Source organism: Bittarella massiliensis (ex Durand et al. 2017) (genome assembly GCF_017566145.1).
Lineage (GTDB): Bacteria > Bacillota > Clostridia > Oscillospirales > Ruminococcaceae > Bittarella > Bittarella massiliensis_A.
This window is the reverse complement of record NZ_JABFCL010000022.1, coordinates 1-14,437: the sequence shown is the minus strand read 5'-3', so window position 1 is coordinate 14,437 and position 14,437 is coordinate 1. Positions and strand designations below refer to the sequence as shown.

At 64.3% G+C, this 14,437-nt stretch carries 15 protein-coding genes and 1 other annotated feature; of the genes, 7 read left to right on the top strand and 8 right to left on the bottom strand.

Features of this window, described 5'->3' with window-relative positions; genetic code table 11:
- Positions 1-490, bottom strand: a 490-nt coding sequence (locus HJY11_RS13230; RefSeq protein WP_438820438.1) for a hypothetical protein, incomplete at its 3' end; no start/stop codon positions are given.
- Between the two features lie 285 nt (positions 491-775).
- On the opposite strand from HJY11_RS13230, the gene HJY11_RS15540 reads away from it, so the two are divergent.
- The 5 genes from HJY11_RS15540 to HJY11_RS13210 all read left to right on the top strand — a co-directional run bounded on the left by HJY11_RS15540 (position 776) and on the right by HJY11_RS13210 (position 4,058).
- A complete protein-coding gene (locus tag HJY11_RS15540) occupies positions 776-910 on the top strand; it encodes a hypothetical protein (RefSeq protein ID WP_021660698.1) in 135 nt (44 codons plus the stop codon).
- A 184-nt stretch (positions 911-1,094) separates the two neighbouring features.
- Positions 1,095-1,502, top strand: a complete 408-nt coding sequence (locus tag HJY11_RS13225) for a NusG domain II-containing protein (protein WP_208076418.1) — start codon at positions 1,095-1,097, stop codon at positions 1,500-1,502.
- Between the two features lie 120 nt (positions 1,503-1,622).
- Positions 1,623-2,588 (top strand): YitT family protein, encoded by a 966-nt coding sequence (locus tag HJY11_RS15790; RefSeq protein ID WP_438820437.1) that lies wholly within the window; start codon positions 1,623-1,625, stop codon positions 2,586-2,588.
- Positions 2,589-2,831: 243 nt separating this feature from the next.
- Positions 2,832-3,437 carry a pentapeptide repeat-containing protein gene (locus HJY11_RS13215; RefSeq protein WP_208076417.1) on the top strand — a complete coding sequence of 202 codons (606 nt, stop codon included), beginning with the start codon at positions 2,832-2,834 and terminating at the stop codon, positions 3,435-3,437.
- Between the two features lie 15 nt (positions 3,438-3,452).
- Complete coding sequence (locus HJY11_RS13210) at positions 3,453-4,058, top strand: sugar O-acetyltransferase (RefSeq protein ID WP_208076416.1); 606 nt, start codon at positions 3,453-3,455, stop codon at positions 4,056-4,058.
- An 80-nt stretch (positions 4,059-4,138) separates the two neighbouring features.
- On the opposite strand, the gene HJY11_RS13205 is transcribed toward HJY11_RS13210, so the two are convergent.
- The 7 genes from HJY11_RS13205 to HJY11_RS13175 all read right to left on the bottom strand — a co-directional run bounded on the left by HJY11_RS13205 (position 4,139) and on the right by HJY11_RS13175 (position 12,017).
- Entirely contained in the window at positions 4,139-6,637 is a 2,499-nt protein-coding gene (locus HJY11_RS13205) for an AMP-binding protein (protein ID WP_208076415.1), read from the bottom strand.
- A 1-nt stretch (position 6,638) separates the two neighbouring features.
- Positions 6,639-8,051 carry an alpha-isopropylmalate synthase regulatory domain-containing protein gene (locus tag HJY11_RS13200; protein WP_208076414.1) on the bottom strand — a complete coding sequence of 471 codons (1,413 nt, stop codon included), beginning with the start codon at positions 8,049-8,051 and terminating at the stop codon, positions 6,639-6,641.
- A gap of 104 nt (positions 8,052-8,155) precedes the next feature.
- Positions 8,156-8,412: a binding site (T-box leader), on the bottom strand.
- A gap of 75 nt (positions 8,413-8,487) precedes the next feature.
- The gene (locus HJY11_RS13195) at positions 8,488-9,249 is read right to left on the bottom strand and encodes a GntR family transcriptional regulator (protein WP_208076413.1); all 762 of its coding nucleotides are present in this window, start codon (positions 9,247-9,249) and stop codon (positions 8,488-8,490) included.
- A 129-nt stretch (positions 9,250-9,378) separates the two neighbouring features.
- The gene (locus HJY11_RS13190; RefSeq protein WP_208076412.1) at positions 9,379-9,999 is read right to left on the bottom strand and encodes a VanZ family protein; all 621 of its coding nucleotides are present in this window, start codon (positions 9,997-9,999) and stop codon (positions 9,379-9,381) included.
- Between the two features lie 125 nt (positions 10,000-10,124).
- The gene (locus HJY11_RS13185) at positions 10,125-10,925 is read right to left on the bottom strand and encodes a ZIP family metal transporter (protein WP_208076411.1); all 801 of its coding nucleotides are present in this window, start codon (positions 10,923-10,925) and stop codon (positions 10,125-10,127) included.
- 141 nt (positions 10,926-11,066) lie between these two features.
- Positions 11,067-11,600: a rubrerythrin gene (rbr, locus tag HJY11_RS13180; protein ID WP_021659805.1), complete on the bottom strand. Its 534-nt coding sequence runs from the start codon at positions 11,598-11,600 to the stop codon at positions 11,067-11,069.
- Between the two features lie 42 nt (positions 11,601-11,642).
- Entirely contained in the window at positions 11,643-12,017 is a 375-nt protein-coding gene (locus HJY11_RS13175) for a Fur family transcriptional regulator (protein ID WP_208076410.1), read from the bottom strand.
- 402 nt (positions 12,018-12,419) lie between these two features.
- Here HJY11_RS13175 and HJY11_RS13170 point away from each other — a divergent pair, with 402 nt between their 5' ends.
- Both HJY11_RS13170 and HJY11_RS13165 read left to right on the top strand, forming a co-directional pair.
- Positions 12,420-12,659 carry a hypothetical protein gene (locus HJY11_RS13170; RefSeq protein WP_208076409.1) on the top strand — a complete coding sequence of 80 codons (240 nt, stop codon included), beginning with the start codon at positions 12,420-12,422 and terminating at the stop codon, positions 12,657-12,659.
- Between the two features lie 194 nt (positions 12,660-12,853).
- Complete coding sequence (locus tag HJY11_RS13165; RefSeq protein WP_208076408.1) at positions 12,854-14,242, top strand: Sapep family Mn(2+)-dependent dipeptidase; 1,389 nt, start codon at positions 12,854-12,856, stop codon at positions 14,240-14,242.
- Positions 14,243-14,437 lie beyond the last annotated feature (195 nt).

The window sequence follows — 14,437 nt, the reverse complement described above, 5'->3', positions numbered from 1 at the left end:
CGGTGCCGCCGGTCTCGTCGCCGCAGTGACAGACGCCGCTTGCGTCCCAGTAGCCCTGGCAGTACCCGTTTTCGTCCAGGCAGTCGCTGCCGGTTTCTCCCGTCTCGCCACCGGTGGGGCAGCCGCATCCGCATCCACAGCCGCAGGACGAGGCCGCGGGAACGGCCTCCAGGTTCTCGGCCTGCCCCGCTGGGGCCGGGGCGGCGGGTTCCGCCTCCTCCACCTGCGGGGTCTCCGGCGCCAAGTCCCGGGCCGAGTAGTAGCGGTCAAAATCGGCCTGGTCGGCCGGGCGGTCCGCCTCCTTCAAAATGTCGTCGAGCTCCTTGTCGGCAGCCCGCTTGTAGAAGCGGTCCCGGTCGCCAAAACTCTTGATCTCATCGTACACGCTCAGCAAGAGCGAGGGCACCTTCCCACCCTGCCCCGGGCGGCGGGCGGGACTCTCTCCGGCCAGGGCATAGGCCAGCGCGGGTCTCTGGAAAAACGGAATCATAGCAATCACCTTTTTCAAAGATTGGGGTTCACTCCCTGCCCGTAGTCTATTCCCATCCGCCCGCCGCGGTTCCCCCTAAAAAGGGGGCCAACCTCCCCTCTTTCCCTTGACAGTGCCGTTTGTAGTTCTTTTGAAACCTTTGTTTCCATTTTGTAATCTGTTGTAACCAATTCTTCACTTGATTGTAAGCGGCCAGTAGTTTTATTTCTGCGGCGATGTAGTATACTGAAAGTACAGAAGAAAAGACGAGCGGCACAGCCGCCGGTTTCAAAGGAGGTCGCGAAGATGAAAAAGTTGATTGGTCTGCTCACAGCGCTGTTGGTGATCGGCTCGCTGGTCGCCATTGCGGGGGATAAGCCGGCTGACCGCTTTTACTCTGGCGGCAGCCAGATGACATCTGCCTGCGACCTGCGGATCTAGCACCCCATTTTTCCATACCTGACCCAGCGGGAGGGAGCCGGCGCACGCCGCTCCCTCCCGCTTTTTCTCCCCTTCGCCCCGCCTGCGGCAGATGCCCGGCCCTTGCCAAGTCGAAATTTTGTGGTATACTCGTAAAGAGAGCGCGGGCGCCTGCCCCGCCGGTTGAAACAGCGAGGTGTGCCTTTTGAAATCCAAACAATTTATCATATCCATGGCCCTGTTGGGCGTCATCCTCATCGCCTCGGCGGGAGGGCTGCTGTTCAAGCCCAGCCAGTACGAGGGGCTGATGGTGGTGGTGGAGTACGACGGCAAAAACGTCCTCGAGATCCCCCTCAACGGGGAACCGGCCACCTTTACCGTCAAGGGGGAAAACATGGAGCAGCTCGACGAGAACGGCGAGCCCATCCTCAATGAAGACGGTTCCACCAAGACCTCCAATGTGGCCACCCTGGTGCGGGATGAAAACGGCGTCAAGTTCGTCGATTCCAAGTGTCCCGACCACCTGTGCGAACAGTACGGCTACATCAACAAGGTCGGGGAGTCGGCCATCTGCATGCCGGCGCTTTTGTCTGCTACCGTCGTAGAAGAGTAAAATAGGAGAACGGACCCGGGGGAGACCGCGGTGGCCGTTCTCTTTTTTTGCGGGCTTTTGCCGCCCGCACAAACGCCGCCCCAGCCCATGGCGGGCGGCAGGACAGGAGGATATAAAAAGATGAAACAAGCGGCAAAACAGATTCGCAGCGTCGGGGTGGTGGTGCTGGGCAACGCCATCCTGACCTTTGCCATCGCGGCCTTTGTGCTGCCAAACCGGCTGATCTCCGGCGGGGTCACCGGCATCGCCCTGGTGTTTGAACACTTTTTCTCCATGGATGTGAGCGCCGGGGTGGCGGTGGCCAACGGGGTGCTCTTCCTCGCCGGCGCGGTGGTGTTGGGAAAGAAATTCGCCCTAACCACCCTGCTCTCCACCGTCCTCTACCCGGTCTTTCTCTCCCTCTTCCGGCAGCTGGACGCCCTGCAACACCTGACCCAGGACACCCTGCTGGCCGCCCTCTACGCCGGCATCCTCATGGGCGCGGGGATGGGGCTGGTCATCCGCGAGGGCTCCTCCACCGGGGGGATGGACATCCCCCCGCTGATTCTCAACAAGTACTTCGGCTGGTCGGTGCCGGCCCTCATCTACGTCTTCGACACCGCCATCCTCCTCACCCAGGTGTTCTTCTCCACCAGCGAGCAGGTGCTCTACGGCATCGCGGTGGTGCTGGTGACCTCCCTGGTGATGGACCGGGTGATGGTGATGGGCAAAAATCAGGCCCAGGTGACCGTCATCACCCCCCCGCTACGAGGAGGTGGCCCAGGCGGTGCAGGAGAAGTTGGACCGGGGCTGCACCTTTCTCGAGACGGTGTCGGGCCACCTCCACCGCCCCGGCCGGGCGGTGATGACGGTGGTCTCCCAGCGGGAGCTGACCGCCCTGAACAAACTGGTGCAGGAGATCGACGGGGAGGCCTTTTTGGTCATCAGCAAGGTCAACGAGGTGCGGGGCCGCGGCTTCTCCCTGGGAAAACGGCACACCGAGGCCGTCTCCGACCAGACGGCGCGGGGGTAGCCTCCCCCCGGCAGGCCGCCTTTTGGGCACAGAAAAGACCGCCTGCAGTGGGGGCTGCAAGCGGCCTTTTCTAAAAGAGGAGTTATATGAAACAAAAGATGAGAGGATGGCAAGTGTCATCAGGTTTTCCCTGTGTTTATAGAATACCCCATCCCCGCCCCCATTTATACCGGTAGCGGGTAAACAATTTGTTGCCGTTTTGTGACAGATCGGCCCTCCCTCCCCCATTTGTCCAAACGCCGTTCACATTTGGCCCGGTTGCCTTTGCCCGGCGGTTGTGGCATACTGTTAGGGCGAGAAAAAGGGAGGGGAGAAACTTGTTTTCTGCAACACAGGGGCACTTTGCCGGGGAGACCTTTTTGGAGGAGGACCTCTCCGACCTGGCGCTGGAGGGGCTGACCTTTGAAAACTGCACCTTCCAGTCCTCCAAGATGGACTGCCTGCAGGCGGCGCGCTGTCAGTTTGTAAACTGCGCCTTTTTGTTCTGCCAGCTGGACGGGGCCAGCTTCACCCGCTGCGCCTTTACCGGCTGCAAGTTTCGCGACTGCGGCCTCTTCGGGGCCCTGTTTGCCCAGTGCAAGTGCATGGGCGGCAGCTTTGTGAGCTGCAACCTGGACGGCCTCGCCCTGCAGGGGGGCAATTTCAGCTACACCTCCCTGCAGGGGGCGGGCTTTCGCAACCAGGACCTGCGGGGGATCAACTTCGAGCGGGCCGACCTGCGGGAATGCGATCTGCGGGGGGCCGATCTGCGGGAGTGCAACCTGACCCTCTGTTACCTGCAGGGGGCCAAACTGCAGGAGTGCGACCTGCGGGGGGCCCGCATCGACGGGGTGGACCTGCGCGCCTGCAAGATGAAAAACACCAAGATGGACCTGGAGCAGGCGGTGGTGATCGCCGAGTCCCTGGGCGGCGTGGTGCGCTAGGGGGAGAGAAAAGCGATGACAGAGAGAGAGAAGATGCTCTCCGGGCGGCTCTACCGGGCCGACGACCCGGAACTCACCGCCATGCACCGGCGGGCGCGGGCACTGGTGGCCCGCTTCAACGCCCTGCCCGCAGAGGACGATGACGGCCGCCGGGCGGTGCTGCAGGACCTGCTGGGGGCCCAGGGGGAACACTGTACCATCGAGCCGCCCTTTCACTGCGACTACGGCTGCTTCTTGCGGGTGGGGGAAAATTTCTACGCCAACGCCGGGCTCACCGTCCTCGACTGCGCGGCGGTGACCATCGGCCGGGACGTCCTCATCGGCCCCGGCGTGGGGCTCTTTGCCGCCGGGCACCCGGTGGACCCCGGCCTGCGCCGGCAGGGGGTGGAGTACGCCTTTCCCATCACCATCGGCGACGGGGTCTGGATCGGCGGCAACACCGTGATCAACCCCGGGGTGCGCATCGGCGAGCACACGGTGGTGGGCTCGGGCAGCGTGGTCACCAAGGACCTGCCCGCCGGGGTGGTGGCCGCCGGCAACCCCTGCCGGGTGCTGCGCCCCATCGGCCCCCAGGACAGGGATTTCTACTTTAAGGGCAGACCGGTGAGGGAGGAGGGCTGACCGCCCCCCCTCACCGGCAACCAGGAAAGAGAGCCCCCGGCCAAGCTCGGCCGGGGGCTCTCTTTGGGATGGGGCGGAAACTACCCCTCCAGCCCCAGCTTTTTGATGGCGTCCTCCCGCATCTTGTACTTGAGGATCTTGCCGGCCACATTCATGGGGAAGCCGTCCACAAAATCGATGTAGCGGGGGACCTTGTGGCGGGCCATCTGCTCGGCGATGAAGCCCCGCATCTCCTCCTCCCCCATCTGCTCCCCCTCCTTGAGGACGATGCAGGCCATGATCTCCTCGCCGTAGCGCTCGTCGGGCACCCCGATCACCTGCACGTCCTGCACCTTGGGGTGGGTGAAGATGAACTCCTCGATCTCCCGCGGGTAGATGTTCTCCCCCCCGCGGATGATCATGTCCTTGAGGCGGCCGGTGATCTGGTAGTTGCCGCCCCCGTCCCGGCAGGCCAGGTCGCCGGTGTGCAGCCAGCCCTCGCTGTCGATGGCGGCGGCGGTGGCGCCGGGCATCTTGTAGTAGCCCTTCATGATGTTGTAGCCCCGGGCCACGAACTCGCCGGTGGCCCCGTCGGGGCACTCCTCCCCGGTCTCTGGGTCGACGATGCGGCACTCCACGTTGGCAAAGGCGCTGCCCACCGTCTCGGTGCGCACCTCCAGCGAGTCGGTGTAGCTGGACATGGTGCAGCCGGGCGAGGCCTCGGTCTGGCCGTAGACGCTGACGATCTGGCGCATGTTCATCACCTCGGCGGCCTGCTTCATCAAATCCGCCGGGCAGTTGGAACCGGCCATGATGCCGGTGCGGATGTGGGAGAAGTCAGTCCCCGCAAAGTCCGCGTGCTGCATCATGGCGATGAACATGGTGGGCACCCCGTTGAAGCAGGTGATCTTCTCCTCGTTCACGCAGGCGAGGGCCGGCTTGGGGGAGAAGTAGGGCAGCGGGTACATGGTGGCCCCGTGGGTCATGGAGGCGGTCATGGAGAGCACCATCCCAAAGCAGTGGAACATGGGCACCTGGATCATCATCCGGTCGGCGGTGGAGAGGTCCATCCGGTCGCCGATGTACTTGCCGTTGTTGACCACGTTGTAGTGGGTGAGCATGACCCCCTTGGGGAAGCCGGTGGTGCCGGAGGTGTACTGCATGTTGCAGACGTCGCCGGTGTCCACCCGCGCGGCCAGGCGGTAGACCTCCTGCAGGGGGACGGCGCTCGCCCGCTGCAGCGCCTCCTCCCAGGTGAGGCAGCCGGGCAGCTTGCAGCCCACGGTGATGACGTTGCGCAAAAAGGGCAGGCGCTGGGCGTGCAGGGGCTCGCCGGGGCGGGTCTTTTCCAGTTCGGGGCAGAGCTGTTTCACGATCTCTGTGTAGTGGGAGTCGCGGTACCCCTCCACCATGATGAGGGTGTGGGTGTCCGACTGGCGCAGCAGGTACTCGGCCTCGTGGCTCTTGTAGGCGGTGTTCATCGACACCAGCACCGCCCCGATCTTGGTCACCGCCCAGAAGGAGATGAACCACTGGGGGATGTTGGTGGCCCAGATGGCCACGTGGCTGCCCGGCCCCACCCCCAGGGAGATGAGGGCGCGGCAGAAGCGGTCCACGTCGTCCCGGAACTGGGCATAGGTGCGGGTGTAGTCGAGGGTGGTGTAGACAAAGGCGTACTGGTCGGGGAACTCCTCCACCATCCGGTCGAGCACCTGGGAGAAAGTCAGGTCCACCAAATCGTCTTTCTTCCAGACGTAGTGGCCGGTGCGATCATCGTTTTGGTAGAGGTGGCGGCGGGCCCGGGAGGGGCTGCCGAAGCGCTCCATATAGGTGACAAAATGGGTGAAGATGACCTCCATCTCGGTGAGCTCCATCATCCAGCGGGGGTCCCACTCCAGGGAGAGGTAGCCGTCGTAGTTGATGGAGGCCAGGGCCCCCATCATCTCCCCCACCGGCAGCGTCCCCTCGCCGATGAGGCAGTAGCGGACCCGGCCCCCCTCCACCACCGAGTCCTTGACGTGGACGTGGCGGACATAGGCGCCCAGGTTCTGAATGGTGGTCTCAGGGCTCTCCCCCCGGTCCCGGTAGGGGTGGTGCAGGTCCCAGAGGGCGGCCAGCCGGTCAGAGGCAAAGCGGTTGAGGACGTCCCGCAGCCGGGCGGTGTCCGAAAAGGCCCCCACCGTCTCCAAAAGCAGGGTGACCCCCCGCTCCTCGGCCAGGGGGACCAGGGGGGCCAGGCAGTGGGCGGCGGCCTCGGCGGCCCCCTCCCCCTCCCCGGTGGCGTGGATGCGCACATAGGGGACCGAGAGGTTGCGGGCAATCTCCATGCAGGCGGCGATCTCGCGGCGGTTTTCCTCGCAGGCGCCCTGGTCGGAGAGGTCACAGACCGCGTCCAGGCAGGGGATCTGCAGGTTTTTCTCAAAGAGGCTGCGGGCGGTGGCCGCCGTCTGGTGGGGGTGGAAGGGGCCCCCCCGGGCGTCGAGGGGGGTGCCGTGGACCCCCCGCAGCTCGATGCCCTGCATCCCCACCTCGAGGGCGGTCTGGACAAAGTCCTCCCAGCTGTACCCGTCCCAGCCGTTGATGGAAAAAGACAGTTTCATCTCACATCTCCTCGTAGACGATCTTGTTGAGGGCGTTTAAGTAGGCCTGGATGCTGGCGCCGATGACGTCGGTGGAGATCCCCTGGCCGGAGTAGAGTTTGCCGCCGGAGCGCAGCCGGATGAGGGCCGCGCCCATGGCCTCCCGCCCCTCGGTCACGGCCTGGATCTGGTAGTCGTCCAGCTCGTAGTGGTGACCCACGGCCTGCTCGATGGCCAGGAAGGCCGCGTCGATGGGGCCGTCCCCGGCGCAGATGCCCTGTAGGGTCTCCCCCTCCCGCTCCAGTTTCAGGTGGGCGATGGGGGTGATGACGTTGCCCGAGTTGATGAGATAGCTCTGCAGCTGGTAGGAGGGGGGCACCTGAAGGGCGTTGCTGGCGACGATGACGTCCAGCTCCTTGGGGCTGACGGCCTTTTTCTCGGCGATCTTGACAAAGGCCTCGTAGACCTTGGCCATATCCTCCTCCGAGAGGTCGTAGCCCAGCTGCCGCACCGCGCGGCCGACGCTCTCCCGGTCGTCGTGGGCGCCCAGTTCGCCCCCTGCGGGGGCGGCGGCCGCCCGGTTGCCATCAAAGGGGGAACTGGCGCTGCGGCCGGGCTCGGTCATCCAGCGAATCTGGGAGACCGCCCACTGCAGCTCGGTGACCCGCAGTTCGGAGTAGACTCCACAGGCGTCCCCCCGGGAGCGGACGATCTGGGACAGGGCGTCCAGCGCCGGGCAGTCGCCGCCGGCGGCGGTGACCTTCACCTCGTCCGCCCCGGCGCGGATGGCGGCCACCGCGCAGGGGAGGGCCATCTTCAGCCCATCGCTGCACTGGACCCCCCAGGCGCAGCCGGCGGCCTCGGGCACCTCGGCCCGGACGGCGGAGAAGAAGGCGGCGAACTCCTCGGGCAGGCTGGCGCCCGCGGCGTCGCAGAGGGTGATGACCGAGGCCCCGGCGGCAGCGGCGGCGGCGATCGCCTGGCGGAGGAAGGTGGGCTCGGCCCGGGTGGCGTCGTCGGCCACAAACTCCACCTGGGCACAGCGGGCCCGGCAGGCCTTCACCAGGGCGGCGATCATCTCCAGCACCATGGGGGGCTTTTTGTGGCAGCTGTACTCCATCTGCACCGGGCTGGTGGGGACGGCCACCTGCAGCCGGGGCCGCTTGGCCCCCTTGACAGCCTCCCAGGCGCGGGCGACCCCCTCTTCGGTGAGGCCCACCGGCACGCTGACGGCCGCCGTCTCGGCCAGGTTGGCAATGGTCTTGATCACCAGGGCGTCCACCTGGGCGTCGGTGATGGGCGGGGTCTCGATCACCGGCACCGCCAGCCGGTCCAGCAGCTTGGCGATCTCGATCTTCTCTTTAAAGCTGGGGGCCCCCTCGGGCCGGGCTCCGGTCATTCGCAGGGTCATGTCGGCAAATTGCAGGTTGCGCATCGCTTTCCTCTCCTTCTCCTCTTCGGTGGCTCGCTTCTCTCTCACTTTGACTTTGCTCTGCGGGGCGGTAAAGAGGACAAAAAAAGCCCCCGAAGCCAACTGGCTTCAGGGGCGAAAACTCTCTTCCGCGGTACCACCCTGGTTACCGCCCAGCCGCTGGCGCGCAGCGGGGGCAGTCCCTCTTGTTCGGGACTCCAACAAGTCCCTATCCTGTAACGGGGAAACCGGAGCTCCCTACTGATCGGGGTTCAGGAGCTCTGCTCGGGAGGCAGACTGCACAGGGACCTTTGGCGCCGGCTCGCACCACCCGCCGGCTCTCTGAAGCGCTCTGGTCCAGGCATAATTCCGTCAAAGCATTTCACTGTTTTTGGGGATGTGCTATCAACATACTCCCCCCGGGCCCATTTGTCAAGACCCATTTTGGCCCGGCCGGGCGTCAGCCCTCCATCCACTCCGCCCGGTTCTCCATCTGGAAGCGGACCCGGTCGGCCACCCAGAGGGTGGAGGAGTACTCCAGCGGCGTCTCCCCCTTCAGGTAGGAGATGCCCTTGACAAAGATCAGGGGGCTGTCCCGGGTGATCTGCAGGTCCTGGGCGTCGATGTGGGTGGGGCGGATGATCTCCAGCGAGTCGGCCACCCGGTAGGGGGAGAGGCCGTACTCCCCCTCCAGCAGCCGGACGATCCGCCCCCGGGGAAGGGTCTTTTCCTCCATCCCCGGGACGAGGGCGGCCGGAATCCAGGAGCGGGCCAGGGCCAGGGGCACCCCGCCGGAGAAGAAGAGGCGCTTGTAGTAGACCACCTGGCCCTGCAGCCCAAATTCCTGCGGCAGGTTGGGGAAGGAGGCGGCGTCCCGCAGGCCGCCGTCGAGCACCTCCACCTCCATCTGCTCGCGCTGGTTCTTAAAGCGCAGGGAGGAGGTGAGCATGTACTTCATGGGCTGCAAGTCGGGGGTGGGCCGATCGGTGAGAAAGGTCCCCTTCCCCCGCTTTTTGAGGAGGATGCCGTCCTTTTCCAGTTCGGCCAGGGCCTGCCGCAGGGAGATGCGGCTGACGCCGTAGTACTCGGTCAGCTGGTGCTCCGAGGGGATTTTTTCGTTGGGCCGCCACTCCCCCTGTTGGATGCGGCTCTTCAGATCGCAGGCCACCTGGTAGTACAGGGGGATAGGGGCGCTTTTGTCGACGGGCGGTTGAGACGGCATATGTTCCCTCCTCTGCGGGCGGCAGGATCCCTCTCAAGGGGCGGCGGCCCTCTTTTTTCTGTCTTCATCTTCTCACAAATCGGGCCAAAAAGCAAATCTCCCGCCCGAAGAAGGGCGGGAGAGATCGCCTTACCGGGCGGCCTTTTTCCGGCAGCCGCGCCAGAGGGCGCGGCAGAGGGCAAAGAGCAGGTAGCAGACGGCGCAGCCCGCGAGGTTGAGAATCAGGTCGTCGACCTCCACGGTGCGCACCAGGGCGCCACAGAGCAGGTTGATCAGCAGCTGGCTGCCCTCGATGCCCAGGGAGATCCCCCCGGCCAGCAGCGCCACCCGCCAGAGCTTCCAGCGGCGGGGCCAGAGGGCCGGAACCAGCACCCCAAAGGGGGCGAGGAGGAAGAAATTGCCCACCACCAGCCGCAGAAAGGGCCAGTAGTTTTGGATAGAGGCGCAGTTTTTGTAGATGAGGAGGGAGGATTCCAGCGGCCGGTACTGGATGCTTGCCAGCACGTACTGGGCATTGGCCCCCGGGTGCCACTGGCTGGGAAAGACAATGGGGATGGTGAGGGAGAAGACGACCCCCGCCCAGAGAAAGAGCAGGCCCAGCAGCAGGAGGCGGCCCCTGCCCATCTGCCCCCTGCGGCGGGTAAAGAGGCGGCATGCGAGAAAGGCCAGCGCCCCCAGCGCGGCGCCCCCCAGCGGGGTGAGGGAGAAAAAGCCGGGCAGGTAGCTGCCCAGCGGCGTGATCACCGGCATGGCAAAATTCCTCTATCCAAAGTATCGTCGAGCGGGCCCACCGCGGCGGGCCCGGTTTGTTTTGCTGCAAAGGGGCGGGGGCGGGGCGACCGAGCCCCCTGCCCCCGCGCAAGGGTATTATACCCCTAACCCAGCGCCACGTCCAGTACCATCATCAGGGCAAAGCCGGCCATGGCGCCAAAGGTGCCGGCGTGGCCGTGCCCCCCCTCCTGGCTCTGGGGGATGAGCTCCTCCACCACCACGTAGATCATGGCCCCGGCGGCAAAGGCCAGCATCCAGGGCATGATGCCCGAGACGGTGCTGGCCAACAGCACCCCCACCAGCCCGGCCACCGGCTCGACAAACCCGCTGGCCGCGCCGTAAAAGAATGCCTTCCCCCGGCCCAGCCCCTCCCGGTGCAGCGGCAGGGAGATGGCGGCCCCTTCAGGGAAGTTTTGCAGCCCCATCCCCAGGGCCAGGGCAAAGGCGGCCGTCAGGGCCCCGGGCTCGCCGGTGGCGGCCAGGGCGAAGGACAGGCCCACCGCCATCCCCTCGGGCACGTTGTGGAGGGTGACGGCAAAGACCAGCATGGTGGTGCGCTTGAAGGAGCTTTTGGGGCCCTCGGGCTCCTTTGCCCCCAGGTGGAGGTGGGGCAGCAGCCGGTCGAGCAAAAAGAGGAAGGCGCCCCCCAGCACAAAGCCCCCCAGGGCGGGGATCCAACCGGTCTTCCCCTGCTCCTCGGCCATCTCGATGGCGGGGATGAGCAGCGACCAGACCGAGGCCGCCATCATCACCCCGGAGGCAAAGCCGAGAAAGCTAAGCCCCAGTTTGGGGCTTAGCTCCCGCCGGACAAAAAAGACCACCGCCGCCCCCAGGGCGGTGCACAAAAATGTAAAGCCGGTACCCAGAACCGCCAGGGCCACCGGGTCGCTCGACAAATGGGACATCAAACGCCCCCTCCTCTCTCCTTTTCGGGCCGAACGGGCGCTCCGCCCGGCCAAACGGGGCAAAAAAGCGGGTGCTGCCCACCCGCTCTCGCCGGTGTGCGGCACCCGCCCCGCGGCCCCTTTGGGGCCGTTTCGCCGTTTTTAGTAGTTTTCGGCCTTGATCTGGAAGTAGGCCTTGGGGTGCGAGCAGACCGGGCAGACATCGGGGGCCTTCTCGCCGATGACGATGTGGCCGCAGTTGGCGCACTGCCACATGACCTTCTCGCCCTTGATGAAGACGGCGCCGCCCTCGACGTTGGCCAGCAGCTTGCGGTAGCGGGCCTCGTGCTCCTTCTCGATCTCGCCCACAGCCTCAAACAGGTAGGCGATGTGGTCAAAGCCCTCCTCCTTGGCCTCTTTGGCGAAGGTGGCGTACATGTCGGTCCACTCGTAGTTCTCGCCGGCGGCCGCGTCGGCCAGGTTGGCGGCGGTGTCGCCGATGCCGTCGAGGAGCTTGAACCAAATTTTGGCGTGCTCTTTCTCGTTGTTGGCGGTCTCCAGGAAGAGGGCGGCGATCTGCTCGTACCCCTCTTTTTTGGCTTTGGAGGCGTAGTAGGTGTATTTGTTTCTGGCCTGGGACTCGCCGGCAAATGCGGTTTGCAAGTTGGCTTCGGTCTTGGTGCCCTTCAGGTTCATGTTTCATTACCTCACTTTTTAAATTTCCCCTCACAGGGATTTTTATTGCTGACAGGCCCGGCAGACGCCCCTGACGATCAGGTCGTGGGAGTGCACCAAAAAGCCTGTTTGGGACTGAATTTGCCCGTCCAGCTCGGAGAGGGTGTCCAGCTGCACATCGTATACCCGGCCGCACTTCTGGCAGAGCATGTGATAGTGTTCGTCGGTGCGGCCGTCAAAGCGGTCGCTCCCCTCCGGCATGCCGATCTTGTGGATCTGGCCCATCTGGGCCAGCAGGTTCAGGTTGCGGTAGACCGTGCCCAGACTCAGGCTGGGGTTGTCGGCCTTGAGGGCGGCGTAGACCATGTCCGCCGTGGGGTGCTCCATGCTGGACTTGACCGCCGCCAGCACCAGCTCCCTCTGTCTGGAGTACTTCAAACAGCTCACCTCTCTTTCCCTTCAATTGATAACAGGAATTATTCCTATTTTCTGGCACCAGTATACCAGAGGGGAAAAAGAAAGTCAACTATTATTATCCAATTTAATCCACGCCGCCCCACAGTTGGACAGAAGCGGGTTTGCCGCGGCTCATTGCTGTATTTTCAGTATATCACAAAACCCCCGTAAGCACACAGATGATTTGTAAATATTTTTCCAAAATCAGGGGCATATTTTGAAAGGACGCCCCTGAAAATGGGTAAAAAGAGGGACATCCCCTGCCATCTCCGCCTTTTTTTGTGCAGGCCGTTGCAACTGGGCGGCAATATGGTATAATATGTGAGGATGGGGTCAGAGAGGCCCGTCTAATCTGCAGCAGAGCAAAAATGGAGGTATCAACCTATGGCAAAAGTGAGTGTAAAAATCGATGACCTGGCAAAAGCAGTCCGTCTGTACGAGCTGGCTTCCGCCGCCAAGGACGAGGTTGCCGTCGAACAGGGCCAGTGGAGATCGCCGGTGGTATCCCCCCTGGGCTTCTTCGGTCTCTGCTCTTTCAACATGTCCGAGCCGATGACGGTCATCAGCGAGGACGAGGACTTCCTGACCAAGGTAAAATCGGACGTGACCCTGAAAGCCGAGTAGACGCTGCCCGGCGAAGTTATCAATGAAGATACAAGCCTGGCCGGGCGGCGCTGATCGCCCGGCCTCCCGAGGGGGGCGGTCGGCCCCCGGAGCGGCGGCAGCCGTCTCCGGGCGGCGAGTACCGCCCCCTTTGGCGACCGGTCCCGAAGGGCCGGCAAAAAATTGCGCTCTGGGCGCGGAAAAGTGGTGAGCAGATGAAGGAACAAATTCAGCGCTTTATCGAGGAGAACACCCCTGCCATGCTGGAGGACCTGCGCCGCCTGGTGGCCATTCCCTCCATGGCGCCGGTGGTGCCCGCCAGCGGGCGCTACCCCTACCTGGAGGGCTGTGCCAAGGCCCTGGACTACATGCTGTCACGGGGGGAGGAGCTGGGCCTTGCCGCCGACAATGTGGACTACCGCTGCGGACGGCTCAGCTACGGCCATTCGGATGAGGGGTCCATCGGCATTGCCTGTCACCTGGACGTGGTGCCCCCCGGCTCCGGCTGGAGCCATGACCCCTTTGAGATGGTGGAAAAGGACGGCCGGGTCTACGGCCGCGGGGTCAACGACAACAAGGGCGCGGCGGCCATGGCCCTCTACGCCATGAAATTTTTGCAGGAGAGCGGCCTCCCCCTCAAACACCGGGTGGATTTGATCCTGGGCTGCGACGAGGAGACGGGGATGACCGACATGCCCTACTACCTGAAACACCGCCCTGCCCCCAAAATGACCCTGGTGCCCGACGGCACCTTCCCGGTCTGCATCGGGGAAAAGGGATTGTGCGAGGGAGACATCATCTCCCGGCCCATCGACAACAGCCCCATCGTCGTCTTCGAGGCGGGGGTCGCCTCCAACGTGGTGCCCGACAAGGCCCACGTGGTCATCGACCGGGGGGGACTGCCCCCGGTGGACGACGGCGAATTGCTGGTGCGGGAGGAGAACGGCCAGACCATCCTCGACGCCTTCGGCCGCTCGGCCCACGCCTCCACCCCCGAAAAGGGGGACAACGCCATCGCCAAGGCGGTGCGCTACCTGCTGGACAACGACGTGGTGGACGGCTACGAGCGAGAGGTGCTGGAACTCTGCTGGGACCTCTCCTCCACCGTCTACGGCGAGGGGTTCGGCGTTGCCTGCGAGGATGGGGTCTTCCAAAAGCTGACCTGCATCTGCGGCACCCTCAACAAGAAGGAGGAGCGCTACCTGATCGGCTTCAACATCCGCTGGCCGATGGCCATCGACGCCGAGGCGTTAAAGGCGGGCATCGAGCTCTGCTGCGACGACATCGACGGGGAGCTCTTCCTCCCCCTCTTCGACCCGCCCCACTACATCGATCCCGACCACCCGGGGGTGCGCACCCTCTGCGACTGCTACGACCGGGTCACCGGCGAGCGGTGCGAGCCCTATGTGATCTACGGGGCCACCTATGCCCGCTACTTCCCCCTGGGGCTGACCTACGGCCCCTCCTTTGTCGGGGATGACGCCTCCCTGCCCGAGGGCTTTGGCGCCCCTCACCAGCCCGACGAGGTGATGCCCATCGCCACTCTGCAAAAGGCCCTGGGCCTCTACATCGAGACCCTGTTGGAACTGGACAAAGTTCTCTAAACGGCCGACCGGGCCGCTTTCCAAGAGCCCTGCGCCCCCGCTGTGGTGAACAGGTCCAGTAAAAAAGGACAGAGACAAAAGGCCCCCTGATGTAGTCTGTTTTCCTACATCAGGGGGCCTTGTCATGAAAAAACGAAACTACACACGTTCAAGCGCTGCTGCCGGAAATCAAAGCCATGCTGGCAGAAGGGAAAA

What these genes read in the sequence shown, in the direction of transcription:
- HJY11_RS15540 (WP_021660698.1), top strand. Translation starts at nt 776, where the DNA reads ATGAAAAAGTTGATTGGTCTGCTCACAGCGCTGTTGGTGATCGGCTCG.
- HJY11_RS15790 (WP_438820437.1), top strand. Translation starts at nt 1,623, where the DNA reads ATGAAACAAGCGGCAAAACAGATTCGCAGCGTCGGGGTGGTGGTGCTG.
- HJY11_RS13210 (WP_208076416.1), top strand. Translation starts at nt 3,453, where the DNA reads ATGACAGAGAGAGAGAAGATGCTCTCCGGGCGGCTCTACCGGGCCGAC.
- HJY11_RS13205 (WP_208076415.1), bottom strand. Translation starts at nt 6,637, where the DNA reads ATGAAACTGTCTTTTTCCATCAACGGCTGGGACGGGTACAGCTGGGAG.
- HJY11_RS13200 (WP_208076414.1), bottom strand. Translation starts at nt 8,051, where the DNA reads ATGCGCAACCTGCAATTTGCCGACATGACCCTGCGAATGACCGGAGCC.
- HJY11_RS13195 (WP_208076413.1), bottom strand. Translation starts at nt 9,249, where the DNA reads ATGCCGTCTCAACCGCCCGTCGACAAAAGCGCCCCTATCCCCCTGTAC.
- HJY11_RS13190 (WP_208076412.1), bottom strand. Translation starts at nt 9,999, where the DNA reads ATGCCGGTGATCACGCCGCTGGGCAGCTACCTGCCCGGCTTTTTCTCC.
- HJY11_RS13185 (WP_208076411.1), bottom strand. Translation starts at nt 10,925, where the DNA reads ATGTCCCATTTGTCGAGCGACCCGGTGGCCCTGGCGGTTCTGGGTACC.
- rbr (WP_021659805.1), bottom strand. Translation starts at nt 11,600, where the DNA reads ATGAACCTGAAGGGCACCAAGACCGAAGCCAACTTGCAAACCGCATTT.
- HJY11_RS13170 (WP_208076409.1), top strand. Translation starts at nt 12,420, where the DNA reads ATGGCAAAAGTGAGTGTAAAAATCGATGACCTGGCAAAAGCAGTCCGT.
- HJY11_RS13165 (WP_208076408.1), top strand. Translation starts at nt 12,854, where the DNA reads ATGAAGGAACAAATTCAGCGCTTTATCGAGGAGAACACCCCTGCCATG.